The organism is Extensimonas perlucida (genome assembly GCF_007655255.1).
Classification (GTDB): domain Bacteria; phylum Pseudomonadota; class Gammaproteobacteria; order Burkholderiales; family Burkholderiaceae_C; genus Extensimonas; species Extensimonas perlucida.
In genome coordinates this window covers 74,340-100,796 of sequence record NZ_VMYE01000001.1, presented here as the reverse complement: position 1 = coordinate 100,796, position 26,457 = coordinate 74,340, and the positions used below count along the sequence as shown (strand labels likewise).

At 65.1% G+C, this 26,457-nt stretch carries 33 protein-coding genes; 8 read left to right on the top strand and 25 right to left on the bottom strand.

Going from position 1 to position 26,457, the window contains the following annotated elements; translation table 11 throughout:
- Positions 1-6: 6 nt before the first annotated feature.
- Positions 7-849 (top strand): TatD family hydrolase, encoded by an 843-nt coding sequence (locus FK527_RS00615; protein ID WP_144728658.1) that lies wholly within the window; start codon positions 7-9, stop codon positions 847-849.
- Positions 850-892: 43 nt separating this feature from the next.
- On the opposite strand, the gene ptsP is transcribed toward FK527_RS00615, so the two are convergent.
- From ptsP to FK527_RS00595, 4 genes are all read right to left on the bottom strand, one after another.
- Positions 893-2,647, bottom strand: coding sequence for a phosphoenolpyruvate--protein phosphotransferase (gene ptsP, locus FK527_RS00610; protein ID WP_144728656.1), 1,755 nt, complete (start codon positions 2,645-2,647; stop codon positions 893-895).
- Between the two features lie 23 nt (positions 2,648-2,670).
- Positions 2,671-2,940 (bottom strand): HPr family phosphocarrier protein, encoded by a 270-nt coding sequence (locus tag FK527_RS00605; protein ID WP_144728654.1) that lies wholly within the window; start codon positions 2,938-2,940, stop codon positions 2,671-2,673.
- Positions 2,909-3,361 (bottom strand): PTS sugar transporter subunit IIA, encoded by a 453-nt coding sequence (locus FK527_RS00600; RefSeq protein ID WP_144728652.1) that lies wholly within the window; start codon positions 3,359-3,361, stop codon positions 2,909-2,911. Before FK527_RS00600 ends, FK527_RS00605 begins: the two co-directional genes overlap by 32 nt.
- 284 nt (positions 3,362-3,645) lie before the next feature.
- Positions 3,646-4,197 (bottom strand): hypothetical protein, encoded by a 552-nt coding sequence (locus FK527_RS00595; protein WP_246072609.1) that lies wholly within the window; start codon positions 4,195-4,197, stop codon positions 3,646-3,648.
- Positions 4,198-4,306: 109 nt separating this feature from the next.
- On the opposite strand from FK527_RS00595, the gene FK527_RS00590 reads away from it, so the two are divergent.
- Positions 4,307-4,819 (top strand): TlpA family protein disulfide reductase, encoded by a 513-nt coding sequence (locus tag FK527_RS00590; protein ID WP_144728650.1) that lies wholly within the window; start codon positions 4,307-4,309, stop codon positions 4,817-4,819.
- Positions 4,820-4,907: 88 nt separating this feature from the next.
- Here FK527_RS00590 and FK527_RS00585 read toward each other — a convergent pair whose 3' ends face one another.
- A complete protein-coding gene (locus FK527_RS00585; RefSeq protein ID WP_144728648.1) occupies positions 4,908-5,354 on the bottom strand; it encodes a c-type cytochrome in 447 nt (148 codons plus the stop codon).
- A 146-nt stretch (positions 5,355-5,500) separates the two neighbouring features.
- Between FK527_RS00585 and FK527_RS00580 the strand changes: the two genes are divergently transcribed.
- Both FK527_RS00580 and FK527_RS00575 read left to right on the top strand, forming a co-directional pair.
- The gene (locus tag FK527_RS00580; RefSeq protein WP_144728646.1) at positions 5,501-6,169 is read left to right on the top strand and encodes a cytochrome b/b6 domain-containing protein; all 669 of its coding nucleotides are present in this window, start codon (positions 5,501-5,503) and stop codon (positions 6,167-6,169) included.
- Positions 6,170-6,211: 42 nt separating this feature from the next.
- Entirely contained in the window at positions 6,212-6,703 is a 492-nt protein-coding gene (locus tag FK527_RS00575) for a GNAT family N-acetyltransferase (protein ID WP_144728644.1), read from the top strand.
- Positions 6,704-6,787: 84 nt separating this feature from the next.
- Here the strand turns inward: FK527_RS00575 and FK527_RS00570 are convergent, their stop codons facing one another.
- The 16 genes from FK527_RS00570 to rpsL form a co-directional block, all read right to left on the bottom strand.
- A complete protein-coding gene (locus FK527_RS00570) occupies positions 6,788-7,303 on the bottom strand; it encodes a peroxiredoxin (RefSeq protein ID WP_144728642.1) in 516 nt (171 codons plus the stop codon).
- 136 nt (positions 7,304-7,439) lie between these two features.
- Positions 7,440-7,709, bottom strand: a complete 270-nt coding sequence (gene rpsQ, locus FK527_RS00565) for a 30S ribosomal protein S17 (protein WP_144728640.1) — start codon at positions 7,707-7,709, stop codon at positions 7,440-7,442.
- A 10-nt stretch (positions 7,710-7,719) separates the two neighbouring features.
- The gene (rpmC, locus tag FK527_RS00560; RefSeq protein WP_144728638.1) at positions 7,720-7,914 is read right to left on the bottom strand and encodes a 50S ribosomal protein L29; all 195 of its coding nucleotides are present in this window, start codon (positions 7,912-7,914) and stop codon (positions 7,720-7,722) included.
- A gap of 17 nt (positions 7,915-7,931) precedes the next feature.
- Positions 7,932-8,348 (bottom strand): 50S ribosomal protein L16, encoded by a 417-nt coding sequence (gene rplP / locus FK527_RS00555; protein WP_114484375.1) that lies wholly within the window; start codon positions 8,346-8,348, stop codon positions 7,932-7,934.
- A gap of 2 nt (positions 8,349-8,350) precedes the next feature.
- Positions 8,351-9,226: a 30S ribosomal protein S3 gene (gene rpsC / locus FK527_RS00550; protein WP_144728636.1), complete on the bottom strand. Its 876-nt coding sequence runs from the start codon at positions 9,224-9,226 to the stop codon at positions 8,351-8,353.
- Between the two features lie 17 nt (positions 9,227-9,243).
- Positions 9,244-9,576: a 50S ribosomal protein L22 gene (gene rplV / locus FK527_RS00545; protein WP_114484377.1), complete on the bottom strand. Its 333-nt coding sequence runs from the start codon at positions 9,574-9,576 to the stop codon at positions 9,244-9,246.
- Positions 9,577-9,585: 9 nt separating this feature from the next.
- Positions 9,586-9,864 carry a 30S ribosomal protein S19 gene (gene rpsS, locus FK527_RS00540; RefSeq protein ID WP_114484378.1) on the bottom strand — a complete coding sequence of 93 codons (279 nt, stop codon included), beginning with the start codon at positions 9,862-9,864 and terminating at the stop codon, positions 9,586-9,588.
- Positions 9,865-9,873: 9 nt separating this feature from the next.
- The gene (gene rplB, locus FK527_RS00535) at positions 9,874-10,698 is read right to left on the bottom strand and encodes a 50S ribosomal protein L2 (protein WP_144728634.1); all 825 of its coding nucleotides are present in this window, start codon (positions 10,696-10,698) and stop codon (positions 9,874-9,876) included.
- A 3-nt stretch (positions 10,699-10,701) separates the two neighbouring features.
- Positions 10,702-11,016, bottom strand: a complete 315-nt coding sequence (gene rplW, locus FK527_RS00530) for a 50S ribosomal protein L23 (protein ID WP_144728632.1) — start codon at positions 11,014-11,016, stop codon at positions 10,702-10,704.
- Positions 11,013-11,633: a 50S ribosomal protein L4 gene (gene rplD, locus FK527_RS00525; protein WP_144728630.1), complete on the bottom strand. Its 621-nt coding sequence runs from the start codon at positions 11,631-11,633 to the stop codon at positions 11,013-11,015. Before rplD ends, rplW begins: the two co-directional genes overlap by 4 nt.
- Complete coding sequence (gene rplC, locus FK527_RS00520; RefSeq protein WP_144728628.1) at positions 11,633-12,307, bottom strand: 50S ribosomal protein L3; 675 nt, start codon at positions 12,305-12,307, stop codon at positions 11,633-11,635. Before rplC ends, rplD begins: the two co-directional genes overlap by 1 nt.
- A 259-nt stretch (positions 12,308-12,566) precedes the next feature.
- Positions 12,567-12,878: a 30S ribosomal protein S10 gene (gene rpsJ, locus FK527_RS00515; RefSeq protein WP_005796953.1), complete on the bottom strand. Its 312-nt coding sequence runs from the start codon at positions 12,876-12,878 to the stop codon at positions 12,567-12,569.
- 26 nt (positions 12,879-12,904) lie between these two features.
- Positions 12,905-14,095, bottom strand: a complete 1,191-nt coding sequence (tuf, locus tag FK527_RS00510; protein WP_144728626.1) for an elongation factor Tu — start codon at positions 14,093-14,095, stop codon at positions 12,905-12,907.
- A gap of 336 nt (positions 14,096-14,431) precedes the next feature.
- Positions 14,432-16,534 carry an elongation factor G gene (gene fusA, locus FK527_RS00505; RefSeq protein WP_144728624.1) on the bottom strand — a complete coding sequence of 701 codons (2,103 nt, stop codon included), beginning with the start codon at positions 16,532-16,534 and terminating at the stop codon, positions 14,432-14,434.
- Between the two features lie 179 nt (positions 16,535-16,713).
- Positions 16,714-17,187: a 30S ribosomal protein S7 gene (gene rpsG / locus FK527_RS00500; protein ID WP_144728622.1), complete on the bottom strand. Its 474-nt coding sequence runs from the start codon at positions 17,185-17,187 to the stop codon at positions 16,714-16,716.
- 177 nt (positions 17,188-17,364) lie between these two features.
- Complete coding sequence (gene rpsL, locus FK527_RS00495) at positions 17,365-17,742, bottom strand: 30S ribosomal protein S12 (RefSeq protein ID WP_144728620.1); 378 nt, start codon at positions 17,740-17,742, stop codon at positions 17,365-17,367.
- A gap of 550 nt (positions 17,743-18,292) precedes the next feature.
- Between rpsL and FK527_RS00490 the strand changes: the two genes are divergently transcribed.
- Both FK527_RS00490 and proC read left to right on the top strand, forming a co-directional pair.
- Entirely contained in the window at positions 18,293-19,177 is an 885-nt protein-coding gene (locus FK527_RS00490; protein WP_144728618.1) for an HTD2 family dehydratase, read from the top strand.
- 69 nt (positions 19,178-19,246) lie between these two features.
- Entirely contained in the window at positions 19,247-20,089 is an 843-nt protein-coding gene (gene proC, locus FK527_RS00485) for a pyrroline-5-carboxylate reductase (protein WP_144728616.1), read from the top strand.
- Between the two features lie 75 nt (positions 20,090-20,164).
- Here proC and ubiA read toward each other — a convergent pair whose 3' ends face one another.
- The 4 genes from ubiA to FK527_RS00465 form a co-directional block, all read right to left on the bottom strand.
- The gene (gene ubiA, locus FK527_RS00480) at positions 20,165-21,070 is read right to left on the bottom strand and encodes a 4-hydroxybenzoate octaprenyltransferase (RefSeq protein WP_144728614.1); all 906 of its coding nucleotides are present in this window, start codon (positions 21,068-21,070) and stop codon (positions 20,165-20,167) included.
- Positions 21,071-21,227: 157 nt separating this feature from the next.
- Positions 21,228-22,976: a CYTH and CHAD domain-containing protein gene (locus FK527_RS00475; protein ID WP_144728612.1), complete on the bottom strand. Its 1,749-nt coding sequence runs from the start codon at positions 22,974-22,976 to the stop codon at positions 21,228-21,230.
- Between the two features lie 32 nt (positions 22,977-23,008).
- A complete protein-coding gene (locus tag FK527_RS00470; protein ID WP_144728610.1) occupies positions 23,009-23,512 on the bottom strand; it encodes a Dps family protein in 504 nt (167 codons plus the stop codon).
- A gap of 130 nt (positions 23,513-23,642) precedes the next feature.
- On the bottom strand, positions 23,643-24,536 hold the full coding sequence (locus tag FK527_RS00465) for a PPK2 family polyphosphate kinase (RefSeq protein ID WP_144728608.1): 894 nt from the start codon (positions 24,534-24,536) through the stop codon (positions 23,643-23,645).
- 193 nt (positions 24,537-24,729) lie between these two features.
- Here FK527_RS00465 and FK527_RS00460 point away from each other — a divergent pair, with 193 nt between their 5' ends.
- A complete protein-coding gene (locus tag FK527_RS00460; RefSeq protein WP_144729372.1) occupies positions 24,730-25,722 on the top strand; it encodes a zinc-dependent alcohol dehydrogenase family protein in 993 nt (330 codons plus the stop codon).
- A gap of 38 nt (positions 25,723-25,760) precedes the next feature.
- The gene (locus tag FK527_RS00455; RefSeq protein WP_144729370.1) at positions 25,761-26,447 is read left to right on the top strand and encodes a dienelactone hydrolase family protein; all 687 of its coding nucleotides are present in this window, start codon (positions 25,761-25,763) and stop codon (positions 26,445-26,447) included.
- Positions 26,448-26,457: the final 10 nt, after the last annotated feature.

Below are 26,457 nucleotides of genomic sequence, written 5' to 3'. Positions count from 1 at the left end.
TTTACTATGGAAAGCTGCAGCTTCATAGACACCCACTGCCACCTCGACGCCCCCGAATTCGCGCGCGACATGGATGCTGTGCGCCAGCAGGCCGCCGCGCTTGGCGTGCGCCACTGCGTGCTGCCTGCCGTCACGCGCGCCGGCTGGCCCGCGGTGCAGCGGCTCGCGCAGCGCTTTGGCGACAGCTATGCGCTGGGCATCCACCCGCTCTACACGGGCGCCGCAGCCGACGAAGACCTGGCCGCGCTCGAGGCGCTGCTCGCGCAGCAGCTCAGCGACCCGCGCCTCGTGGCGGTCGGCGAAATCGGGCTCGACCATTTCGTGCCGGGGCTCGATGCGGCGCGGCAGCTGCACTTTTACCGTGCCCAGCTGCGGCTCGCGCGCCGCTTCGGCCTGCCGGTGATCCTGCACGTGCGGCGCTCGGCCGACGCCCTGCTGCGCGCGCTGCGCGAAATTCCGGTGCCGGGCGGCATCGCGCATGCGTTCAACGGCAGCTTGCAGCAGGCGCAAGCCTTTGTTGCGCTGGGCTTCAAGCTCGGTTTTGGCGGCGCACTCACTTTCGAGCGCGCGCTGCAGCTGCGGCGCCTGGCCACGCAGCTGCCGCTGGCCGCGCTGGTGCTCGAAACCGACGCGCCCGACATGCCGCCGCAATGGCTCTACACCCCTGCAGCGGCGCGTATGGCAGGCCAGGCACAAGAACGCAACAGCCCCGCCGAACTGCCGCGTATCGCCCAGGTGCTGGCCGGGCTGCGCGGCCTGACGCTGGAGGAACTGGCGCGGGCGACCACGGCCAATGCGTGCGCCGCGCTGCCACGGCTGGCGTTATTGATTGATGCGAAAAAGCATTAAGGCGCGCGTAATACGTGCGTAGATAGCTCTGCTTATAAGAGCATCAACTGGCGCTCAGGTTGGCCGAGGCCTCGCCCGCCAGCACCTGCTGCGCCCAGGGCGCGAGGCGGCGCGTGTCGGCGCGCAGCACTTCTTGCTTGACGGCCAGGATTTGCGCCGGGTGCATGGAAAAGCTGCGCAACCCCAGCCCCAGCAGCAGCCGCGTCATGCCCACGTCGCCCGCGGTTTCGCCGCACATGCTCACGCTCTTGCCCTGCGCGCGGCCCGCGGCGATGACCTCGGCCACGAGGCGCAGCACTGCCGGGTGCAGCGGGTCGTACAGGTGCGCCACGGATTCGTCGGCGCGGTCTATGGCCAGCGTGTACTGGATCAGGTCGTTCGTGCCGATCGAGAGGAAGTCGAAGTAACGCAAAAAAGTATGTACCGTCAGCGCAGCCGCGGGGATTTCGATCATGGCGCCGAGCTGCAAGGCGCCGTAGGCCACACCGCGCGCCTCGAGCTCGGTGCGCGCCAGGTCCAGCTGCGCCAGCGTCTGCTCGATTTCGTGCACATGCGCGAGCATGGGAAACAGCAGCTTCACCGGGCCGTGCGCAGCGGCGCGCAGCACCGCGCGCAGCTGCGTGCGGAACATGGCCGGGTCGGCCAGACTCCAGCGGATCGCGCGCAGGCCCAGTGCCGGGTTCAGGTGCTCGTCCTTGAAGGTTTTGTCGAGCTGTTTGTCCGCACCCACGTCTATGGTGCGAATGGTCACGGGCAGCCCCTGCATGCCCTCGATGGCGGCGCAATAGGCGCGGTATTGCGCGTCCTCGTCGGGCAGTCTGCCTGCGCGCCCCATGAACAAAAACTCACTGCGAAACAGCCCCACGCCCATGGCGCCGGCCTGCACTGCGGCCGCGGCGTCGGTGGGCTGCTCGATGTTCGCGAGCAGCTCGATCGGCTCGCCGTCCAGCGTCACCGCGGGCGTGTGCAGCAGGCGCGCCAGGCGTTCGCGCTCGAGCGCGGACTGGCGCTGGTGAAAGCCGTATTCGGCCAGCACCAGGGGCGAGGGATCGACGATGAGCACGCCCGCATCGCCATCGATGATCACCCAATCGTCCTGGCGCACGAGCTGGCTCGCAGTGCGCGCCCCCACCACGGCCGGGATGTCCATGCTGCGCGCGATGATGGCGGTGTGCGAAGTCTTGCCGCCCACGTCGGTCACGAAGCCCGCGAACACGCTTTGCTTGAACTGCAGCATGTCGGCGGGCGAGAGGTCGTGCGCCAGCAGCACCAGCGGCACATCGACACTGCCGTCGAGCAGCAGGTCCTGCGCAGTCTGGCGCCGCGGGCCGCTCGCAGGCGCCGCCACGGGTGGCGGCGTGCCCTTCATGTGGCGCAGGATGCGCTCGACCACCTGCTCGAGGTCGGCCTTGCGCTCGCGCAGGTAATCGTCCTCCATTTCGTCGAACTGGCGCGCGAGCACTTCGAGCTGCGTGGTCAGCGCCCATTCGCCGTTGTAGAGCCGCCGGCTGATCCACTGCTTGACCCCTTCGCTCAAGGTTTCGTCCTGCAACAGCATCAGGTGCACGTCGAGCAGCGCGGCAATCTCCGGCGGGGCGTCGTGCGGCATCTCGGCCTGCAGACGCTGCAGCTCCTCGACCACGGCGTTGCGGCCCCGGCGCACGCGCTCGATCTCCGCCTCCACCTGCTCGGGCTCGATGAAATAGTGCGCGACTTCGACGCGGCTCGACGCCACCAGCACGGCCCGCCCTATGGCGATGCCGCGTGCAACCGCAAGACCGTGGATGGCAAAGCTCATGAGCGCGTGCCTTTGTCCGCGGCTTATTCGCCTTCGCCGAACTTGTCGGCAATCAGGGCCAGCAGCGCGTCCATGGCCTCCTGCTCGCGTTCGCCGCTGGTTTCGACTTCGACCTCGGTACCCATGCCCGCGGCAAGCATCATCACCCCCATGATGCTCTTGGCATTGATGCGGCGCTCGCCGCGGCTCAGGAACACCTCGCACGGGAAGCTGCTCGCGAGCTTGGTGAGCTTGGCCGAGGCGCGGGCATGCAGGCCCAGCTTATTGCTGATGAGAGTACGGGTCTTGATCATGGGAGTTGCGGCGAAACGTCTGGTACTGCGGCGCAGTGGCGGCGACCTGCATCACCCCCTGCATGCCACCCACCACCGCACGCGAGGCCACGGCCTCTAGCGGCTCGGCGCGGTAGCTGATGGCGCGCAGCAGCATGGGCAGGTTCACGCCCGTGACCAGGCGCGCGTGCACGCCGTCGATCAGGCGCTGCGCGATGTTGCAGGGCGTGGCACCAAACACGTCCGTCAGGATCAGCGTAGGCTCGGTGCCGAATCGGCGCAGCAGGGTTTGCGCCAGCGCGAGCGACTCTTCGGGCGGCACATGGGGCTGCACGTCGAGTGCCAGCACGGCCGACCCGCAATCGGCAAACACGTGCAAGGCGCACTCCCGCAGCGCATGGGCCAGGGGCGCGTGGGCGATGATGAAAATGTTGGTGCTCATGGAATCAGCCGCACATTATCGCGTGCGCTATGTAGGCAGCAGGAAGGGGAGCACAGCGCCTGGCCACGGGGCTGAAGGCTGCACCGCAGAACAAACACCCCAGGAGCCTGTCGGACTTTGGAATCGTCGGCTGCGAATGCGCCGCAGCGGCCCATTTTTTATCGTCTTCTTGCCCCATAGCACCTCTATGGGGCGGCGAATCCGGCAAAAACTGGCCTCGCTGGGGCGCCTTCTCGCTATCGACGCCCAAAGTCCGACAGGCTCCCAGCGTCGAAACGCGCCGGTCATTGCAGCGTCAGTCCGTCAAAAAAACTGTCCGCCAACGCGGGCCGGGCCTTGTTCGTGTAGAGCGCGGCATGGTACAGCCGCACCTGCGGCCCCAGGGCGCGCGCAAACCAGACCGCCTGCAGCGTGACGGCGCCGCCCTCTGGCCGCTGCCCATGCGCCACGATGCGCACGGCACCCGGCAATGGCAAGGAACCACGCGGGGCAAAGTCTTGCTCGAGGACGACGCGCGCCGAAGCTCCCAGCCGCGCGAGCACCGCAGCACGCCAGCGCCCCAGCGTAGCGCTCGCCTGCGCGGGATCGGCCAGTGCCAGCTGCGACACGGCAAACAGCGCGCCATCAGCCTCGCAACCCACCATGGCCAGATCGGCCTTGACGCCGCCCAGGTCCACCGCGCGCACGGCGCGGTCGGGCTTGCAGGGCAGCGCGACGCTGAGCGCGGCCCCCTCGAGCGGCACGCTGCGCCAGTTCAGCGCCGGGCTGCAACCGGCCAGCAGCAATGGCAGCAAGCCGACTGCGCACAGTGCCCGCATGTTTCGTTGGATACGCATGCGTCAATTATCAGCAGCCCGCCATGCCGTCGCGAACTTTTTTCATTCCTGGCCGTCTCATGCGCAGAATCACGCGCTCTTGCACAATCACGGTTTTATGGAAATTGCCATGCAGATCAAGCAATGGAAACGCGGGGCTGTCGTCGCGGCCCTGGCCGTGTTGGCTCTCGTCGGGGCCTGGGTCTATCTGGGGTCGGGCCGCGCACCCGCGCCCGAATCCACCTTCGTGCTGCTCGACGGCTCGCGCCAGACGACCGCGGACCTGCGCGGCAAGGTCACGCTGGTCAACTTCTGGGCCACGAGCTGCACCACCTGCGTGGCCGAAATGCCGCAGATCGTCGCCACCTACGACAAATACCACGCCCGCGGCTTCGACACGCTGGCCGTGGCCATGAGCTACGACCCGCCGAGCTACGTGCTCAACTTCGCCCAAAGCCGCAAACTGCCATTCAAGGTCGCCCTGGACAACACCGGCGCCGCGGCGCGGGCCTGGGGCGACGTGAAGCTGACCCCGACCACCTTTATCGTCAACAAGCGCGGCGAGATCGTCAAGCGCTACGTGGGCGCGCCCGACTTTGCCGAGCTGCACCGGCTGATCGAAAAGCTGCTCGCCGAAGGGTGAAAACGCAGCGGCCGATTTGCAATGAAATCGGCCGAAAAAGCAGGTATATCAAGCGCAAGCAGCTCTTATAAAAAGAGCAAATCGCACATCACTTGCTGCGGAAGTCGTCGTGGCAAGCCTTGCAGGTATTGGCCGTGGCGCCGAAAGCCGTCTTGATCTGCTCCAGATTGCCGGTCTTGGTGGCGGCCACGAGCTTCGCTGCCTCGGCCTCGAACTTTTCCGCGTCCTCCTTGAATTTGGCGGATTCCTTCCAGACGGCAGGCTTGGCCTTGCCGCCCTCCGTGCCCGGCCCAAAGGCGGCCCAGGGCAGCTTGGCCAGGCTTGCCACCAGTTCGGCGTTCTCCTGCGCGGCCTTGGCGTCGAACGGTGCCTTGCCGTTGACCATCGCGCCTATGCGTCCGAAATGCTGACCGATGACGAACAGCGCACCTTGGCGGTATTCGATCGCGTCGTGAGCTTTAGCGAACTGCGCGGCGGCCGGCGCGCTCGCGCCCGCGGCGGCGACGGCAAGAATGAGGGCAGCAAAAGCTTTCATGGTTGAGCTCCTTGGGGATGGGGGGGGAAATTGCAGCGCGCAAGTATGCCGCAGTCTGCCTTTGCATGTGCATGGCACTCGGGCATTGCCGGTCTGCCTGACGGCCATCCTGCACAATGTGCGCTCTTCGCTGGGAGCGCATTTTCATGGTTTACACCGTTCGCATCTGGGATCTTCCGACACGCCTGTTTCACTGGGCGCTGGTCGTGTGCGTCGTCAGCCTGGTCGTCACGGCCGAAATCGGCGGCAACGCCATGGTGTGGCATTTCCGTCTGGGGTACACGATGCTCGCGCTGCTGCTGTTTCGGCTGGTCTGGGGCTTCGTGGGCGGGCACTGGTCGCGCTTTGGCACGTTTTTATCGTCCCCCGCCAGAGCGCTGCGCTACCTGCGCGGCATCCACGATCCCGCCGATCTGGTCGGGCACAACCCCCTGGGGGCTTGGTCGGTGCTCGCCATGCTGCTGCTGCTGGCGGCGCAAGTAGGCTCGGGCCTACTGAGCGACGACGAAATCGCCTTCGCCGGGCCGCTCACGCGCTTCATCTCCAGCGCCACCGTGGAGCTGGCGACGGCCTACCACACCGAGGTCGGTAAATTGCTGCTGCTGGCGCTGGTGACGCTGCACGTGCTGAGCATCGTCTTTTACACCGTGAAAAAAAAGCAGGCCCTGGTGCCGCCTATGCTGAGCGGTGACAAGCAATTGCCCATGCCCGTGCCCGCTGCGCGCGACGACGCCTGGACGCGCCTGGGGGCTTTGGTACTGTTCGCGCTGTGCGCGGCGCTCGCATGGTGGGTGTCGCGGCTCGATGTCATGTGATCGGTACACTGTGCTGCGCATACATGCTTTTTTCTTGCCACTGTGGACAAGCCCCAGATCACTTTGCTGACGCCTTCGACCGCCGAGGAGATCGAGGCGACGCGCACGATCTTTCGAGAATACGCTAACAGCCTCAGCATAGACCTGTGCTTTCAGGATTTCGAGGCCGAACTCGCAGCGTTGCCCGGCGAATACGCCCCGCCACGCGGCTGCTTGCTGCTGGCGCACATCGACGGCGCCATCGCGGGCTGCTGCGCGCTGCGCCCGCTGGACAATGCCGACTACCCCAATGCCGCCGAGATGAAGCGCCTTTACGTGCGCAAGGCCTTCCGCGGCTTCGGGCTCGGGCGCGAACTGGCGCAGGCCATTTTGGACGCGGCGCGGCAGTCGGGCTACGCCTGCGTGCTGCTCGACACGCTCGATGAGATGGAGTCGGCACGCGCCCTGTATGCCGGCCTGGGCTTCACGGAGATTCCACCCTACTACCACAGCCCGATTCCCGGGGCACACTACCTCAAGGTGGAGATCGATTGAACCCCGCAGGCTGGAAGCCTTTTTGGCCTCCAGCCCAGTCACATCAAGCGCAAGTAGCTCCTATCCGAGGAGCATCATGCGCCATTAGCCCTTGAGGCTTTTGGCTTGGGCGAGCAAGGTGTCGGCATCGCTGACCTCGAACTTGCCCGGCCCTTCGACGTTCAGCGTCAACACCTTGCCGTCACGCACCAGCATGGAGTAGCGGTTGCTGCGCAGCCCCAGCCCCTTGCCAGTCAAGTCCAGCGTCAGACCGGTGGCCTTGGCAAACTCCGCATCCCCATCGGCCAGCATGCGCACCTTGCCTTGCGCGTTCTGCTCGCGCCCCCAGGCGCCCATCACGAAGGCGTCGTTCACGCTCAAGCACCAGATTTCATCGACGCCGGCGGCCTTGAATTCCGCGGCCTTCTCGACGTACCCCGGCAAGTGCTTGGCAGAGCAGGTCGGTGTAAACGCACCGGGCACCGCAAACAACGCAATGGTCTTGCCCGCAGCCGCCTGCTCCACGGGCACCGGATTGGGGCCCAGGCTGCACCCTTCGGTGGGCGTGTCTATGTATTCCATCAGCGTGACGGCAGGCAGCTTATCTCCGACTTTGATCATGAAGTTTCTCCTCCGGGGGCTCGCCGGAGCGCACCATGCGCCCGCAAAGCAAGGCCCACAAAACAAAACGACCCACGATGTGGGTCGCACATTGTGGGTCGTTTGCCGGGGCTTTGCAGCCCGCGCGGCGATGGGCTTAAAGAAGACCCGCCTTTTGCACCAAGCGGGATGCCACCCAGTTCTTGGTTTTGGAGAGCGGACGGCTCTCGGTGATTTCGATCAGATCGCCGAGCTGGTACTCGCCGTTCTCATCGTGCGCGTGGTACTTGCTCGACTTGATCACGATCTTGCCGTAGAGCGGGTGCTTGACACGGCGCTCCACGAGCACGGTCACGGTTTTCGCACGCTTGTCGCTGACGACCTTGCCAACCAAGGTGCGCTTGAGGGATTTTTTAGTTTCCGTCATGACGGCTTCCTTACTTGGCGGCTTGCTTTTCGGCAAGAATGGTCTTGGCGCGCGCGATGGCACGGCGCGTGTCGCGCAGCGTGGCGGTGTTGCCCAGCTGTTGCGTGGCCTTTTGCATGCGCAGGCCGAAATGGGCTTTTTGCAAAGACTTGATCTCGGCCTCGAGGCCGGCCACGTCTTTTTGGCGCAGTTCAGAAGTATTCATCGTGGTTTCTCCTGCACTCAAGCGCCGACCAGACGGCTGACGAAGGTGGTACGCAGCGGCAGCTTGGCTGCGGCCAGGCGGAAGGCCTCGCGGGCGAGTTCTTCGGGCACACCCATGATTTCGAACACGACCTTGCCGGGCTGGATTTCGGCCACGTAGTACTCGGGGTTGCCCTTGCCGTTACCCATACGCACTTCGGCGGGCTTGGTCGAGATGGGCTTGTCCGGGAACACGCGGATCCAGATGCGACCACCGCGCTTGACGTGGCGCGAGATCGCGCGGCGTGCGGCTTCAATCTGGCGCGCCGTGAGGCGGCCGCGGTCGGTGCACTTGAGGCCGAAATCACCGAAGGCCACGGTGTTGCCACGCGTGGCGACACCGGTGTTGCGGCCTTTTTGCTCCTTACGGTATTTGCGACGAGCAGGTTGCAGCATGTTTATTCTCCTTTACCGTCCGCTGCTGTAGCGGGCGCGTCTTTGCGAACGCGCTTAACGGCGGTGTTGGCGTCGGTGCCACCGGCACCGGCAGGTTTGTCGCTGCCATCAGCAGGCGCGGCATTGACAGAGGGGCGGCGTGCGCGACCGGCACCGGCGCGATCGCCACCAGGGCGGCCATCGCGGCGCGGGCCACGCGGGCGACGCTCTTCCTCGGCACGCGGCGCCTCGGCTGCGGGCAGGTCGTTGCGACCCAGCGTGTCACCCTTGTAGACCCACACCTTGACACCGATCACACCGTAGGTGGTCTTGGCTTCAGAGGTGCCGTAGTCGATGTCGGCGCGCAGCGTGTGCAGCGGCACACGGCCTTCGCGGTACCACTCGGTGCGCGCGATTTCGATGCCGTTCAAGCGCCCCGAGGACATGATCTTGATGCCCTGGGCACCGAGGCGCATTGCGTTTTGCATTGCGCGCTTCATGGCGCGGCGGAACATGATGCGCTTTTCGAGCTGCTGCGTGATGCTGTCGGCGATCAGCTTGGCGTCGATTTCAGGCTTGCGCACTTCTTCGATGTTCACGGCCACGGGCACGCCCAAGCGCGTCGTGAGTTCCTTCTTCAGGTTCTCGATGTCCTCGCCCTTCTTGCCGATCACCACGCCCGGGCGGGCCGAGTAAATGGTGATGCGCGCGTTCTTGGCGGGGCGCTCGATCAGGATGCGCGAAACGGCGGCATTCTTGAGCTTGGACTTGAGGTACTCGCGCACCTTGATGTCCTCGGCGAGCATGCCGGCGAAGTCGCGGTTGTTGGCGTACCAACGGCTGGCCCAGTTGCGGCTGACCGCGAGCCGGAAGCCGGTCGGATGGATTTTCTGTCCCATGGTATTCCTTCAGGCTTTCAGGTGCCAACGGTCACGTACACGTGGCACGTGGGTTTGCTGATGCGATTGCCGCGGCCCTTGGCGCGCGCCGTGAAGCGCTTGAGCGTGGTGCCCTGCTCGACGTAGATGGTCTTGACCTTCAGTTCGTCGATGTCGGCACCGTCGTTGTGCTCGGCGTTGGCGATCGCCGACTCGAGCACTTTCTTGATGATTCCTGCCGCCTTTTTCTGCGTGAAGTTCAGGATATTCAGCGCCTGATCCACTTTTTTGCCGCGAATCAGGTCAGCGACCAGACGCCCCTTGTCAACCGACAAGCGGACGCCCCGGAGGACTGCACGTGTTTCAGACATGGTCGTTCCTTATTTCTTCTGGACTTTCTTGTCCGCAGGGTGGCCCTTGAAGGTGCGCGTGAGGGCGAATTCGCCCAGCTTGTGCCCCACCATCTGGTCGGTGATATAGACCGGCACATGCTGCTTGCCGTTGTGCACGGCGATGGTCAGCCCGATGAATTCGGGCAGCACCATGGAGCGGCGCGACCAGGTCTTCACAGGCTTCTTGTCCTTGGTGGCGATGGCCTTTTCGACCTTGGCCAGCAGGTGATGGTCAACGAACGGACCTTTTTTGAGCGAGCGAGTCATTGGCTCCCCTTACTTCTTGCGGCGCGACACGATCATGTTCTGCGTGCGCTTGTTGTTGCGGGTGCGATAGCCCTTGGTCAGATTGCCCCAGGGATCGACAGGATGGCGGCCCTCGCCGGTGCGCCCTTCACCACCACCGTGCGGGTGGTCGATCGGGTTCATGGCCACGCCGCGCACCGTCGGGCGGATGCCCATCCAGCGCTTCACACCAGCCTTGCCGAGCTGGCGCAAGCTGTGTTCTTCGTTGGCGACCTCGCCAATCGTGGCGCGGCACTCGATATGGATCTTGCGCACTTCGCCCGAACGCATACGCACCTGTGCGTAGGTGCCTTCGCGCGCCAGCAGCGTTGCCGAAGCACCCGCGGAGCGCGCGATCTGCGCACCCGCGCCGGGCTTGAGCTCGATGCAATGGATGGTCGAACCCACCGGGATGTTGCGGATCGGCAGCGTGTTGCCGGCGCGGATCGGCGCCTCCGCGCCACTCAGCAGCGTGGCGCCTTCCTGCACACCGCGCGGAGCGATGATGTAGCGGCGCTCGCCATCGGCGTAGCACAGCAGCGCGATGTGCGCCGTGCGATTCGGGTCGTACTCGATGCGCTCGACCTTGGCCGGAATGCCGTCCTTGTTGCGCTTGAAATCGACCACGCGGTAGTGGTGCTTGTGCCCACCGCCTTTGTGGCGCGTCGTGATGTGACCGTTGTTGTTGCGGCCTGCCTTCTGGAACTGGGGCTCCAGCAGCGGGGCATGCGCATCGCCTTTGTAGAGGTGGTCACGCGAGATCTTCACCGCCGCACGCTGGCCCGGCGAAGTAGGTTTCATCTTGATGACAGCCATGATTTACGCAGCTCCCCCGGTGAGGTCCAGCTCTTGGCCGGGCTTGAGCGTGACATAGGCCTTGCGCACATTGTCGCGACGGCCCATGGTCTTGCCAAACCGCTTTTGCTTGCCTTTGGTGTTGAGCACGGATACGCCCTGCACCTCGACCTTGAACAACAATTCCACGGCAGCCTTGATCTCGGGCTTGGTGGCGTTTTGCAGCACCTTGAAGGCCACGGCATTCGCCTTCTCGGCAACCATGGTGGCCTTTTCGGACACGATGGGCGCGACCAGCACTTGCATCAGGCGGCCTTCGTCAAACTTGGGCGCGCTCATGCGAACATCTCCTTGAGTTTGTCGATCGCGCCCTTGGTGACGAGCACCTTTTTGTAAAACACGAGCGACACGGGGTCGGCGTAACGCGGCTCGACGACGCAGACATTTTTCAGATTGCGCGAGGCGAGATACAAGTTTTCATCGACCTCTTCGGCAATCACCAGCACCGAATCCAGATTCATGGCTTTGAACTTGCCGGCCAGCACCTTGGTCTTGGGCGAATCGAGCTTGAGGGAATCAACCACCGCCAAACGACCTTCGCGCACCAGCTGCGACAGAATCGCAGACATACCGGCGCGGTACATCTTCTTGTTGATCTTCTGCGAGAAGTTCTCGTCGGGCAAATTCGGGAAAATGCGACCGCCCCCGCGCCACAACGGCGAGGAAGTCATACCGGCGCGCGCATTGCCCGTCCCTTTCTGGCGGAACGGCTTTTTGGTCGAATGGCGCACCTGCTCGCGGTCTTTCTGGGCACGCGTGCCCTGGCGCCCGTTCGCACGGTAGGCGACGACGATCTGATGGATCAGGTCTTCGTTGTAAGCACGACCGAACACGGTCTCTGGCACTTCCAGCGTGGACGCGGCCTGACCTTGGTCATTGAGGAGTTCGAGCTGCATCAGTTCGCTCCTTTCGCAGCAGGCGCCTTGATGGCGGGACGCACGGTGACAAAACCACCCTTGGCACCAGGCACCGCACCCTTGATCAGGAGCAGCTGGCGCGCTTCATCGACGCGAACGATGTCGAGGTTTTGCGTGGTACGGGTGACGTCACCCAGATGGCCCGTCATGCGCTTGCCAGGGAATACGCGCCCTGGGTCCTGCGCCATGCCGATAGAGCCGGGCACGTTGTGCGAGCGGCTGTTGCCGTGCGAGGCGCGCTGCGAGCCCATGTTGTGGCGCTTGATGGTACCGGCGTAGCCTTTACCAATCGAAGTGCCCTGCACATCGACCTTCTGGCCCGCGGCAAACAGCGAGGCCACGGGCAGCACAGCGCCCTGCTGGTACTGCGCCGCGGTTTCGGTGCTAACGCGGAATTCGCGCATGATTTCACCAGCTTCCACGCCTGCCTTCGCAAGGTGGCCAGCTTCAGGCTTGGTCACGCGCGATGCCTTGCGCGCGCCATATGTGACCTGCAAGGCCACATAGCCGTCGTTCTCTTGGGTCTTGACCTGGGTGACGCGGTTGTTCGACACATCGACCACCGTGACAGGCACTGCATCGCCGTCATCGGTGAACAGACGCATCATGCCCACCTTGCGCCCCAGCAACCCGAGGGAGTTGCTCTGACTCATTGGTTGTTTCTCCAAAACTTCCACCATCACAACTGCAATTGGCTGCGACGTTGCGCTGCGGCTGCCCTGGCCCCGCTCGCAAGCGAAGCTTTGGCCGCTACCGGCACATGGAAGAAGGTTGATAAATACTCCGCTTTTCTGCTCGCATGGGCGGGCTGAAAAACGAAGCCTTAAATTATAACGCGAACCTCACCACTGGGCAAGATTCGCGTGCTGCTTCAGCATCGCAGTGACATGGCGCCACCGCGCGTGAGTCTGATTACTGCAGCTTGATTTCGACGTCCACACCCGCTGGCAAGTCCAGCTTCATGAGCGCATCGACGGTCTTGTCGGTCGGGTCGACAATGTCCATCAGGCGCTGGTGCGTGCGGATTTCGAGCTGGTCGCGGCTCGTCTTGTTGACGTGCGGCGAACGCAGGATGTCGAAACGTTTCATGCGCGTGGGCAGCGGGACAGGCCCCTTGACGATGGCACCGGTGCGTTTGGCGGTATCGACAATCTCGGCTGCAGACTGGTCGATCAGTTTGTAGTCGAATGCCTTGAGGCGGATACGGATTTTTTGTTTGGACATGGCTTTTTCCTTGCTCGACGCGCCGCTCAGGCAAGAATCTTTGCCACGACGCCGGCGCCGACGGTGCGACCGCCTTCACGGATGGCAAAGCGCAGGCCTTCTTCCATGGCGATAGGGTTGATCAGCTTGACGGTGATCGTCACGTTGTCGCCAGGCATCACCATTTCCTTGTCGGCCGGCAGCTCGATCGCGCCCGTCACGTCGGTGGTGCGGAAGTAGAACTGCGGACGGTAGTTGTTGAAGAACGGCGTGTGGCGGCCGCCTTCTTCCTTGGACAGCACATAGACTTCGGCGGTGAAGTGCGTGTGCGGCTTGATGGTGCCGGGCTTGGCCAGCACTTGGCCGCGTTCGACGTCTTCGCGCTTGGTGCCGCGCAGCAGGATACCGACGTTGTCGCCGGCCTGGCCCTGGTCGAGCAGCTTGCGGAACATTTCCACGCCGGTGCAGGTGGTTTTTTGCGTGTCACGGATGCCGACGATTTCGATTTCTTCGCCGACTTTGATGACGCCGCGCTCGACACGGCCCGTGACCACGGTGCCGCGGCCGGAGATGGAGAACACGTCTTCGACGGGCATGAGGAAGGGCTGGTCGATGGCGCGCTCGGGCGTGGGGATGTAGCTGTCCAGGGCTTCGGCGAGCTTCATGATGGCTTGCTCGCCGAGCGGGCCTTTGTCGCCTTCGAGGGCGAGCTTGGCCGAGCCGCGGATGATGGGGGTGTCGTCGCCGGGGAAGTCGTATTTGTCGAGCAGTTCACGCACTTCCATTTCGACGAGTTCGAGCAGCTCTTCGTCGTCGACCATGTCGCACTTGTTGAGGAAGACGATGATGTAGGGCACGCCCACCTGGCGGGCCAGCAGGATGTGTTCGCGCGTTTGCGGCATGGGGCCGTCGGCGGCGGAGACGACGAGGATGGCACCGTCCATCTGGGCTGCGCCGGTGATCATGTTCTTCACATAGTCGGCGTGGCCGGGGCAGTCCACGTGGGCGTAGTGGCGGCTGGCGGTTTCGTATTCGACGTGCGCGGTGTTGATGGTGATGCCGCGCGCCTTTTCTTCGGGCGCTGCGTCGATTTCGTCGTATTTCTTGGCTTCACCGCCGAACTTGGCCGACAGCACCGTGGCGATGGCCGCCGTCAGCGTGGTCTTGCCATGGTCCACGTGACCAATCGTGCCCACGTTCACGTGCGGCTTCGTGCGTTCGAATTTTCCTTTTGCCATTTTCAAATCTCCAAAGAGCAAATCCCGTGTATCGGTTTAAGGTCTGCATCCAGTTGCTGGATCGCCCCGCACGGGGACAGGGCGGCGCTGGATCGCAGACCGGGGAATTCGGCCAAGGGAGGTGCCAGAGCAAAATCGCTGCGCGAAATTTCGGCCCGGCACGCTGTCTTAATCAGAGGTGCCAGAGCAAATTCGCTGCGCGAATTTTTTGTCCGGCACGCCCTAGGCAGAGGTGCCCGAGCAAAATCGCTGCGCGAAATTTCGGCCCGGCACGCTGTCTTAATCAGAGGTGCCAGAGCAAATTCGCTGCGCGAATTTGGTCTGGCACACTAAGAATTATTTAGCCCTCGCCGCGATGATGGCTTCGGCGACGTTCTTCGGCGCTTCGGCGTAGTGTTTGAACTCCATCGTGTAGGTGGCACGGCCTTGCGACATGGAGCGCAGCGTGGTGGAGTAGCCGAACATTTCCGACAGCGGGACTTCGGCCTTGATGACTTTGCCGCCGCCGGGCATGTCGTCCATACCCTGCACCATGCCGCGCCGCGAAGACAGGTCGCCCATGACGTTGCCCGCATAGTCTTCAGGCGTCTCGACTTCCACGGCCATCATGGGCTCGAGGATGACAGGGTTGGCGCGCCGGCAGGCTTCCTTGAAGCCGAAGATGGCGGCCATCTTGAACGCCTGCTCGGACGAGTCCACGTCGTGGTACGAACCGAAAGTCAGCGCCACCTTGGTGTCAACGACCGGGTAGCCGGCAAGCACGCCCGCCTGCAGCGCCTCTTCGACGCCTTTTTGCACCGCGGGAATGTATTCGCGCGGCACCACACCGCCCTTGATTTCGTCGAGAAACTCGAAACCCTTGCCAGGCTCGTTGGGCTCCACACGGAACACCACGTGGCCGTACTGGCCCTTGCCACCCGACTGGCGCACGAACTTGCCTTCCACGTCGGAGACGGTCTTGCGAATGGTTTCGCGATAGGCCACCTGGGGCTTGCCGACGTTTGCCTCGACGCCGAACTCGCGCTTCATGCGATCGACGAGGATTTCAAGGTGCAACTCGCCCATGCCCGAAATGATGGTCTGGCCCGACTCTTCGTCGGTGCGCACGCGAAACGACGGATCTTCCGCCGCCAGCCGCTGCAGGGCAATGCCCATTTTTTCCTGGTCGGCCTTGGTCTTGGGCTCGACGGCCTGCGAGATCACCGGCTCGGGGAAGACCATGCGCTCGAGCGTGATGATGGCATCGGGATCGCACAGGGTTTCACCCGTGGTCACTTCCTTCAGGCCCACGCAGGCGGCGATGTCGCCGGCGCGAATTTCCTCGATCTCCTGGCGGTTGTTCGCGTGCATCTGCACGATACGGCCGATGCGCTCCTTCTTGCCCTTGACGGGGTTGTAAACGGTGTCGCCCTTGCTGAGCACGCCCGAATACACGCGCACGAAGGTCAGCTGCCCCACGAAGGGGTCGGTCATGAGCTTGAACGCCAGTGCGGAGAACTTTTCGTTGTCGTCGGCCTTGCGCGAAGCCGGCTGCTCATCCTCGTCGAGACCGGCCACGGGAGGAATGTCCACCGGCGAGGGCAGGAAGTCGATCACGGCGTCGAGCATGCGCTGCACGCCCTTGTTCTTGAAGGCCGTGCCGCACAGCATGGGCTGGATTTCCGTGGCGATGGTGCGCAGGCGCAGACCCTGCTTGATTTCGTCCTCGGAAAGGTCGCCCTCCTCGAGGTATTTGTTCATCAGCTCTTCGTTCGCCTCGGCGGCGGCCTCGACCATCTTCTCGCGCCATTCCTGGGCACTGTCCGCGAGATCGGCCGGGATGTCCTCGTAGGCAAACTTCATGCCCTGCGAAGCCTCGTCCCAGATGATGGCCTTCATCTTGAGCAGATCGACCACGCCCTTGAAGTTGTCCTCGGCGCCGATCGGGATCACGATGGGCACAGGGTTGGCCTTCAGGCGCACTTTCATCTGGTCATAGACCTTGAAGAAATTGGCACCCGTGCGGTCCATCTTGTTGACGAAGGCCAGGCGCGGCACCTTGTACTTGTTGGCCTGGCGCCACACGGTTTCAGACTGGGGCTGCACACCGCCCACGGCGCAATACACCATGCAGGCACCGTCGAGCACGCGCATGGAGCGCTCCACCTCGATGGTGAAGTCCACGTGACCGGGGGTGTCAATGATGTTGAATCGGTGCTCCGGGTAGGACAGATCCATACCCTTCCAGAAACAGGTGGTGGCAGCGGACGTGATGGTGATGCCGCGCTCCTGCTCCTGCTCCATCCAGTCCATGGTGGCAGCGCCGTCGTGCACCTCACCGATCTTGTGGTTGACGCCGGTGTAGTAGAGGATACGTTCGGTGGTGGTGGTTTTGCCAGCGTCGATGTGCGCAGAAATACCGATGTTGCGGTAGCGCTCGATGGGGGTCTTGCGGGCCATGTTGGGATCCTTGTTGATCGTAGTGCAGTGAGGATGGTGACAGCTGTGTCGTGTCAAATGCTCCAACTGGAGCAGACGTCGAGCACAGGCAGTTCAAAAATTCTTGCCGCCTGAATCGACACAAGGCCGCAGGCAATAGTGCCGGCGGCCCGTGACAGGCGAGCGAACGACGTGCAGACTCAGAAGCGGAAGTGGCTGAAGGCCTTGTTGGCCTCGGCCATGCGGTGCACTTCGTCGCGCTTCTTCATGGCACCGCCGCGACCTTCGGTCGCCTCGAGCAGTTCGTTGGCCAGGCGCTGGGCCATGGACTTCTCGCCACGCTTGCGGGCGGCCTCCTTGATCCAGCGCATGGACAAGGCCAGGCGACGCACGGGACGCACTTCCACGGGCACCTGGTAGTTCGCACCGCCCACGCGGCGGGACTTGACCTCGACCATGGGCTTCACGTTGTTGATGGCGGTCGTGAAGATTTCCAGCGGGTCTTTGCCCGGGGTCTTCTTCTCGATCAGGTCCAGGGCGCCATAAATGATGCGCTCGGCGACCGCCTTTTTGCCACCTTCCATGATCACGTTCATGAATTTGGACAGTTCGACATTACCGAATTTGGGATCCGGCAGGATTTCACGTTTGGGGACTTCGCGACGACGTGGCATTTTTTACCTCTTGATTTGCTTCAGTTGGTACCTTTTCAGGTACCGCGAGAGCCATTTTGGGACTCTCACTTACTCGACCCATGCAAAAGCACTCTGCACTTCGGGCCACTACGCTGCATCACCGCGCCACGCGGGAAACAGCACCGATGAATGGAACAATGAAAAGCCTGAGCCAGATTACTTGGCCTTGGGCTTCTTGGCACCGTACTTGGAGCGCGACTGCTTGCGGTCTTTCACGCCTTGCAGGTCGAGCGAGCCGCGCACGATGTGGTAGCGCACACCAGGCAAGTCCTTGACACGACCGCCGCGCACCAGCACCACCGAGTGCTCTTGCAGGTTGTGGCCTTCGCCGCCGATGTAGGAAATGACCTCGAAGCCGTTCGTCAGGCGCACCTTGGCGACCTTGCGCAAGGCGGAGTTGGGCTTTTTGGGCGTCGTGGTATAGACGCGCGTGCAGACGCCGCGGCGCTGCGGGCAGTTTTGCATCGCGGGGCTCTTGGACTTGGTCTGCTCGACCTCGCGCCCGTGACGCACGAGTTGGTTGATGGTTGGCATGTAATACGTCCCTGAACGTGAAAACGAAAACGTGAAACCCTTCGGAAATTCCGAAAAGCCCGCGAATATAACAGGATGCGCCAAGTTGGGCAAGCGAAGTGGCCGAGGCACATCGCCCGGCTGTGGGTTGCCGACGCGCCCTCACTGGGGTTGCAAGCATCGCGCGGGGCTACGGGGCTACGGGGCTACGGGGCTACGGGGCTACGGGGCTACGGGGCTACGGGCTACCATACGGGGGCCCGCAGTTCTTCTCTTGGAGCCCTCATGATGTTTATGCTTTGTCCCCGCGCGCGCCCCTGGGGCGGTTCATGCTCTTTTGTTGCGGCAACCGCAACGGCGCTGCTAGCAGCCTGTCGGACTTTGGGCGTCGAAAGCGAAGATGCGCCCCAGCGAGGCCAGTTTTTGCCGGATTCGCAGCCCTATAGCGGGACTATGGGGCAAGAAGACGGTAAAAAATGGGCCGCTGCAGCGCATTCGCAGCCGACAATTCCAAAGTCCGACAGGCTCCTAGGCATTCGGTGCGCGCACTTTGAAAAAATGGGAGGCGCACATGTCTGACAGTGAGCGCAGCATCGACGCGCAATTGCTGGCGCAGCTCCAAGCCTGGCAGGGCCGAACCGAGACCTTGCACGACAGCATCACCGCCGCGCCCATGCGCGGGCTTTCGGCCACGCTCGACCGCGACGACCAAGCTCCGCTGCCGGGCACACCGCTGCCGCCGCTGTGGCATTGGCTTTACTTCTTGCCGCAGGTGCGCCAAAGCGGCATCGGCCCCGACGGGCATCCGCGCCGCGGCGGCTTTCTGCCGCCCGTGCCGCTGCCGCGGCGCATGTGGGCGGGGGGGCGCCTGCAATGGGAGGCCGACAACCCGCTGGCACTCGGTGACAAGGTGCACCGCATCTCGCGCATCGAGTCGGTGACGCACAAGGCAGGCCGCAGCGGCGACCTGGTCTTCGTGCTCGTGCGGCATGAAATTTTCAACGAGCGCGGCCTGGCGCTGACCGAGGAGCAGGACATCGTCTATCGCCCCGCCGCGCAGCCCGGCGACCCAGCGCCCGCGCCCACGCAGGCGGCGCAGGACGCGCCCTGGCAGCGTGCGCTGGTGCCCGACCCGGTGCTGCTGTTTCGCTACTCGGCATTGACCTTCAACGGCCACCGCATCCACTACGACCGCCAGTACGCGACGGAAGTCGAGTGCTACCCCGGCCTGGTCGTGCACGGGCCGCTGCTCGCGACGCTGCTGCTCGACTTGCTGCGCCGCCACCTGCCGGCCGCGCGCGTGCAGCGCTTCGAGTTCAAGGCGCTGCGCCCCACCTTCGACCTGCACCCGTTTCGCGTGCACGGCGCCCCGGCCGACGGCGGGCGCAGCGCGCGCCTGTGGGGCAGCGACCATGAGGGCTGGCTCACCATGCAGGCGTCGGCGCAATTGTTCTGAATCACGGCTGACGCAAGCCGGGTTCAGCCAAGGTCCCTGCCCCACGACTTTCTTCCTCAAGTGAACACTATGCATCCCGACACCCACGACACCCCTCACGACGCTGCGCTGATCGCCTTCATCGGCGGTGGCAACATGGCCAGCGCCCTGATCGGCGGCTTGCTGCGCCAGGGGCATGCGCGCGAGCGCATCCTGGTCGTCGAGCCCTGGGCCGAGGCGCGCGCCGCCTTGCTGCGCGTGCACGGCATTGCGGCAATGGCCGAAGCCGGCCCGGCGCTGGCGCAGGCCGACACCGTGGTGTGGGCCGTGAAGCCGCAGACCTTCCGCGACGCCGCCGCGCAGGCCGGCCCGCATACCGCCCAGGCGCTGCACCTGAGCGTGGCCGCGGGCATACGCTCGGACAGCATCGCGCGCTGGCTGGGCAACGAGCGCATCGTGCGCTGCATGCCCAACACGCCGGCGCTGATCGGCCTGGGCATGAGCGCGCTCTACGCGCGCCCCGCCGTGAGTGCCGCCGAACGCACGCGCGTGCAGGCCATCATGGCGCCTACGGGCGAATTCTTGTGGGTAGAGGATGAAGCGCAGCTCGACGCCGTGACTGCGCTCTCGGGCTCGGGGCCGGCGTATGTGTTTTATTTCCTCGAAGCCATGGTACGCGCGGGCACGGCGATGGGCCTCTCCGCCGCGCAGGCACACCAGCTCGCCGTGGGCACCTTCGCTGGCGCTGCGCAGCTCGCGCAGCGCTCGGACGAGCCACCCGCGGTACTGCGCGAGCGCGTCACTTCCAAGGGCGGCACGACCTACGCGGCGCTGCAGTGCCTGGAACAAAACCACGTGGCCGAGCACTTCATGCGTGCGATGGAGGCCGCACGCGAGCGCGCGCGCGAGCTCGGGGACGAATTCGGAGCCTGAGCACATGCCCCGCAAATTCCCAAGCGAAATCGCCGCTTTATGCAGTCGTATCAATCGCTTACAGCTATCAAAACATTAGCTTTTGAGGGCGTAAGAGAGCACGATACCCGCGAACAGCGTGCAGCCTAGCCAGTGGTTTTCGCGGAAGGCCTTGAAGCAGCCTGCGCGGCTGCGCGTGCGGATCAGGCGCCAATGCCACACGACCTGCGCGAGCGCAAGCCCAAGCGCTCCATAAAACGGAGCCCCTAGCGCATACGGTGCAAGCGCCCAGGCCCAAATCGCCAGAAAAATCAAATAAAACGCCGTAATCGCCGCCACGTCGAAGCGCCCGAGCGTGATGGCCGAGGTTTGGATGCCTATGCGCAGGTCGTCGTCGCGATCGACCATGGCGTACTCGGTGTCGTAAGCCAAGACCCAAAACAGGTTGCCCAACCACAGCAGCCAGGCCGTGGCCGGCACCTGCCCTTGCGCGGCAGCGAAGGCCATCACGATGCCGAAGCTGAAGGCCACGCCCAGCACGGCCTGCGGCATCGCGAAAAAGCGCTTGGTGTAGGGGTAGAAAACCGTCACGAGCAGCGCCGGCACCGAGCACAGCACGGCGGCGGTGCTGGTCGTGAGCACGAGCGCAAAGGCCAGCAGCGCCAGCACGGCGGCGACGAGCAGCGCCTCGCGTACCGAGACCGCGCCGGTGGTGACGGGCCGCTGCGCCGTGCGCTTGACGTGGCGGTCGAACGCGCGGTCGGCCACGTCGTTGACGCAGCAGCCGGCGCTGCGCATGAGCACCGTGCCCAGCACGAACACCGCGAGCAGGTGCCAGCCCGGAAAGCCCCCCGCCGCGACCCACAAGCCACTGAGCGTGGGCCACAGCAGCACGAGCCAGCCCGCAGGCCGGTCCCAGCGGATCAGATCGAGGTACAGCGCAAAGCGGCTGCGCGGCGTCGGGGGCTCAGGGGAAGAGGCTTGCGGGGGTATCGTCGGCATGGGCATCGATTCTGGAGGGGTTCGTTGCGGCCTGGGGATGACGTGAAGGCGGCTTGGAGGCGCATCGGCGCGCCGTTGCCAAAATCCGCAAAACCCACTCAAGATGCGCCGCATAGGCGCAGGCACCGGGTGGGCAGAAGCTGGACTGGGGGCGATGTTACCGCTGCTGCGCGGCCTGCTTCGATGGCTGCGGTCCTTCCTGCGCCGCCATGGCGCGCCCCACGGCCACGCCGCGCAGGAATTCGGCAATGCCGCGTTCGAGCGCACCCTGCTGCGCCAGCCTTTGCGCGAGCACGGCGGCCTGCACGAAGTCGCGTTGCACGCCGACGCCCTGCTGCAGGCGCGTGGCCTCTTGCAGCCAGCGCTGCATGCGCGGCGGCAGCAAAGGGCGCAGCACCTCGAGGTTGTAGCGCAGGCGCTTGGCGAGGATGCGCGCACGGTGCAGGTCGGCGACCTGGCCACTTTGCTCGGCCTGGGCGCACGCGCGCTGCCAATTGGCATGGAGCCGCTCCATGCGGCGGCGCAGCCAGCGGCGCGAAGCGTGGCTCTCTTGGGGCGCGGCGGCGCTCGCCACTGCCCAGGCCGAGGGCTCGGTCAGCAGATGCAGCCAATGCAGCAAGTCAAGCAAGGCCAAACCCGTCTGCGGCTGCTGCAAGGCCGCACGCAAAGCGGCACGCTCCCGCGCCGCAGCCTGCGCGAAGGCTTGCTCGGCCACCAGCCAATCCTGGGCACGCTGCAGATCGGGCGGCGAAGCTGCGCCGGACTCCGCCGGCAAGTCGCCATTCGGCGCCTCCTTGGCCACCTCCCCGACCACAACCCCACCCGCCGCCCCCACTGGCACGCGCGCCGCATCGGCGGCCAGATAGGCTGCGCGCAAGGCCGGCAGCACCTGCGTGCTGGCCACGTCCAGGTCACGCAGCGCGCCGAGGCGCTCGAGCATGGGAGCGAGTTGCGCGCGCCCGGGCGCATCGGGCTGCGCGAGCGCCGGGCGCAACAAACGCTGGGCGCTGCGCAGGCGCCGCCAGCCCACGCGCGCCTGATGCACCAGCTCGGGGTCGTCGGCCTGGCTCAGCGCGTACAGATTGGCGCTGAACTGGCCCCACATCTCTGACAGCATGGCGAATGCGAGCGCGGGCAGTGGCTGTCCCGGCGTCAACGCGGGCGCACGCGCGCGCCGCGGCGCGTGGAGCTTGCCCTGCGCCAGCGCAAACCCGCGCTCGGCCTTGCTCGCAGCGAGCGGCAGCACCGCCACATGCGCCGCGATCTGCCGCGCCAGATCGAACAGGTCGGCAGGCGCACCGGCCAGCAGTTCGAGCTCGATTTCGGCAATCGGCTCTGTGCGCTCGCCGGCCTCGATCTGCCCTATGTCCAGCGCCACTTCGATGGTGGCGCCGCCGCGCCGGCGCAGCGTCCAGGTAGTGCGCTCGCAGATGGTGCGAAAGCACGGTTGCAGCGCTGTGGCAATGCTGCCGTCCGGATCCAGCTGCAGCCAGGCGGGCAAAGCGCGTAAGGCCGCGATGTCTAGCGCCGGACCGGGTACGGGGCTTTCCCACTCGCCGCGCTGGCTCAGCGCCGAATCGCCGCCGTCGGTCTTGAGCGCCTGCAGCCATTGCCCGCGCTCGGGGGCGGGGGCGGCATGGGTGGCAGCGCGGTTGGCAGCAGCGGCGGCCTCCACGTCGGCCTCCACGTCGGTCACGCGGCGCAGGCGCAGGGCCGCACGTTGGGCGCACAAACGCAGGTCGGGCGTGTCGTAATAGACGCTGTGCAGCTGGCGCTGCTGCGCTTTGTGCCGCGCCAACGCGGGCACACGCGCGAGCGCGCGGGCCCACTGCGCCACGTCGCCGCCGGGCAGGGCGAGCTTGAGCTCGACTTCCTGCCCCGTCGCCAGGTGTGGTTCAGAGACCATGCGAGGGCTGCCGGGCTTGCGCCGAAGCGCTCTTATTCTTCGAGCAGCGAGCGCAGCATCCAAGCGGTCTGTTCGTGCACCGTGAGGCGCTGCGTGAGCAGGTCGGCCGTGGGTTCGTCGCCGGCTTTGTCGGCCGTCGGGAACAGGCTGCGCGCGGTGCGCGCCACGGCCTCATGGCCCTCGACGAGGATGCGCACCATCTCGAGCGCCTTGGGCGGCTTGGCCGGCGCGTCAGGCACGCTCGCGAGGCGGCCAAAATCGGCGTAGGAGCCGGGCGCCACATGACCCAGCGAGCGGATGCGCTCGGCGATCGGATCGACGGCGTTCCACAGCTCGGTGTATTGCTGCATGAACATGGTGTGCAGCGTGTTGAACATGGGGCCCGTGACGTTCCAGTGGAAGTTGTGCGTGGTCAGGTACAAGGTGTAGGTGTCGGCGAGCAGGCGCGACAGCCCTTGGGCGATGGCGGCGCGGTCTTTGTCGCTGATGCCGATCTGGATGGAGGGTGCCTCGGTTTTGCTGGTGGCTTTGGCCATGGTTTTCTCCTTGCGGTTGAAACTGTCCAATGGGGACGCTGGATTTTGCGCTTGCAAAAGCTTAGCGCAAGTTGCTTGCCGGTCGATGTATTTGGGGGCATTCGGGCCGGCGTGAAGAGCGCGGATCAGCTCATTTGACCTTGAAATGCGCGAGCGCAGGGTCGTCGGGCGGGTAGTGCAGGTCGAGGTTGCGCAGCACCTCGCGCAGCAAGGTAGCGACCATGAGGTTGCGGTGCGTCTTGGAGTCGGCCGGCACGATGGTCCAGGGCGCCCAGGGCGTGTGCGTAGCGGCGAGCAATTGGGCGTAGGCCTGCTGGTACTCGGCCCAGTGCTTGCGCGCGTCCACGTCGTCCATCTTGAACTTCCAGCGCTTGGTCGGGTCGTCTATGCGCTCCTGCAGGCGGCGGCGCTGCTCCTCGGCGCTGATGTGCAGCATGAATTTGAGCACCACGGTGCCGGTTTCGCTCAGCATGCGCTCGAAGTCGTTGATGTGCAGGAGCCGCTGGCGATGCTGCTCGGCGTCGATGGCGCCGCTGACCACGGGCACCAGCACGTCTTCATAGTGGCTGCGGTTGAACACCGTGAATTCGCCCGCCCCCGGCACGCGCTGGTGGATGCGCCAGAGGTAATCGTGCTGGCACTCGGCGCCCGTGGGCGCCTGCCAGCCGACGGCGTGCACGCCCAGCGCGCTCATGCGGCCGAACACCGTGCGTATGGTGCCGTCCTTGCCCGCCGCGTCGGTGCCTTGCAGCACCACCAGCAGCTTGAAGCGCCGGTCGGCATAGAAAAGGTCTTGCAGCGTGTCGAGTTCCACGGCCAAGGAATCGACCACGGCCTTGTCCTGGGCTTTTTCGCCCAGCGAAAACGGCTCGGCCGCGGGGTCGAACGCGGCCAGGTCGACCTGCGGCAAGGCCTTGCCGGCTTTGCCGTTCTTGCCACTGAGCAAGGGCGACCACTGCGACGGCTGCCATTGCGCCCAGAGACGGGAAAGCTCTTTGTTGTTGCTGTCGAAAGGCTGGGCCATGCGGTGCTTTCGTGAAGTTTTACTACTTTTAAGGTAGCTTATAGTGCTTGATGCATATGCGTCAATGGCCATTTTGACGCAAATATGACACCGGGGGCCCGCACATGCCCACAGCGCGACATGCCAGAATGAACGAGGCTTTTCCGTTCGTTCGCTTTTTCTGGAGGATCGCCAGATGACGCTACCGACATCCATGCGCGCCATGCTGCTCGAGCGCCCGGGCACGCCGCTGCGGCTCGCGCAGTTGCCCGTACCCGAGCCTGCCGAGGGCCAGATCCTGCTCGCCGTGCAGGCCTGCGGCGTGTGCCGCACCGACTTGCATCTGGTCGATGGCGAGCTGCCCGACCCCGTGCTGCCCATGGTGCCCGGCCACGAGATCGTCGGCACGGTGGCGGCGCTCGGGCACGGCGTGCAAGCCTTGCAAGGTTTGCATATAGGCCAGCGCGTGGGCGTGCCCTGGCTCGGCTGGACCTGCGGCAACTGCCGCTATTGCCGGCGCGGGCAGGAGAACCTGTGCGAACGGGCTTGCTTCACCGGCTACCAGTTGCCCGGCGGCTACGCCGAATACACGCTGGCCGACGCGCGCTACTGCTTTGCCCTGCCCGAGGAACCCGCGCCCGAGCACCTCGCGCCGCTGCTGTGCGCGGGCCTGATCGGCTATCGCGCGCTGCGCCTGGCGGGCGAGGCCCAGCGCGTGGGGCTGTACGGCTTTGGCGCGGCGGCGCACATCATCGCGCAGGTGGCCCGCGCGCAAGGACGCGAGGTGTTCGCCCTCACGCGCCCGGGCGACACCGCGAGCCAGGACTTCGCGCGCAGCCTGGGCGCGGTGTGGGCCGGCGGCTCGGACGAAACGCCGCCCGAGCTGCTCGACGCGGCGCTGATCTTCGCCCCCGCGGGGCCGCTCGTGCCCACGGCGCTGCGGCATGTGGACAAGGGCTGCTGCGTGGTCTGCGCGGGCATTCACATGAGCGACATCCCGAGCTTTCCCTATGCCTGGCTGTGGGGCGAGCGCCAGCTGCGCTCGGTGGCCAACCTCACGCGCCGCGACGGGGCGGAGTTTTTCGAGCTCGCCGCACGCACGCCACTGCGCACCGAGGTGCACTGCTTCGCTCTGGAACAGGCCAACGAGGCGCTCGAGCAATTGCGCCGCGGCGCCTTTCAGGGTGCGGCGGTGTTGTGCATGTGACCGTGGCCCAAGGGCCCGAAGAAGGAGGTTTTTCCATGATGAAACCATCGCCAAACACACCCAGCGGCAGCCGCGCCACGCTGGAGCAAGTGGTGCATATTCCGGCGGGCACCGCTGTCATCGAAGGCGCGCTGGCGCTGCCGCCAGCGCCGGCCGGCCTCGTGCTGTTTGCGCACGGCAGCGGCAGCAGCCGGCACAGCCCGCGCAACAACTACGTGGCCCGCGTGCTACAGCAGCGGGGCCTTGGCACCTTGCTGCTCGACCTGCTCACGCCCGAGGAAGACCAGGACATGCGCACCCGCTTCGACATCCCGCTGCTCACCGAGCGCCTGCTCGCGGCCACGCGCTGGGTGCGCGCGCAGCCGGCTATGCAAGCCTCGCCCTTGGGCTATTTTGGCGCGAGCACGGGCGCGGCGGCGGCCTTGATGGCGGCGGCCACGCTGGGCCCGCAGGTGCAGGCCGTGGTCTCGCGCGGCGGCCGCCCCGACCTCGCAGGGCGCGCGCAACTCGCACAGCTGCAATGCCCCGTGCTGCTCCTGGTGGGCGGGCGCGACGAAGAGGTGCTCGCGCTGAACCGCCTGGCCGCAGCGCAGATGCGTTGTCCGCACGAGATCGTCGTCATCCCCGGGGCCACCCATTTGTTCGAGGAAGCGGGCACGCTAGAGGCCGTGGCGCAGTGCGCGGCCGATTGGTTCGTGCAATACCTCGCGGGCCCTGCGACCTGAATGCTTCCGG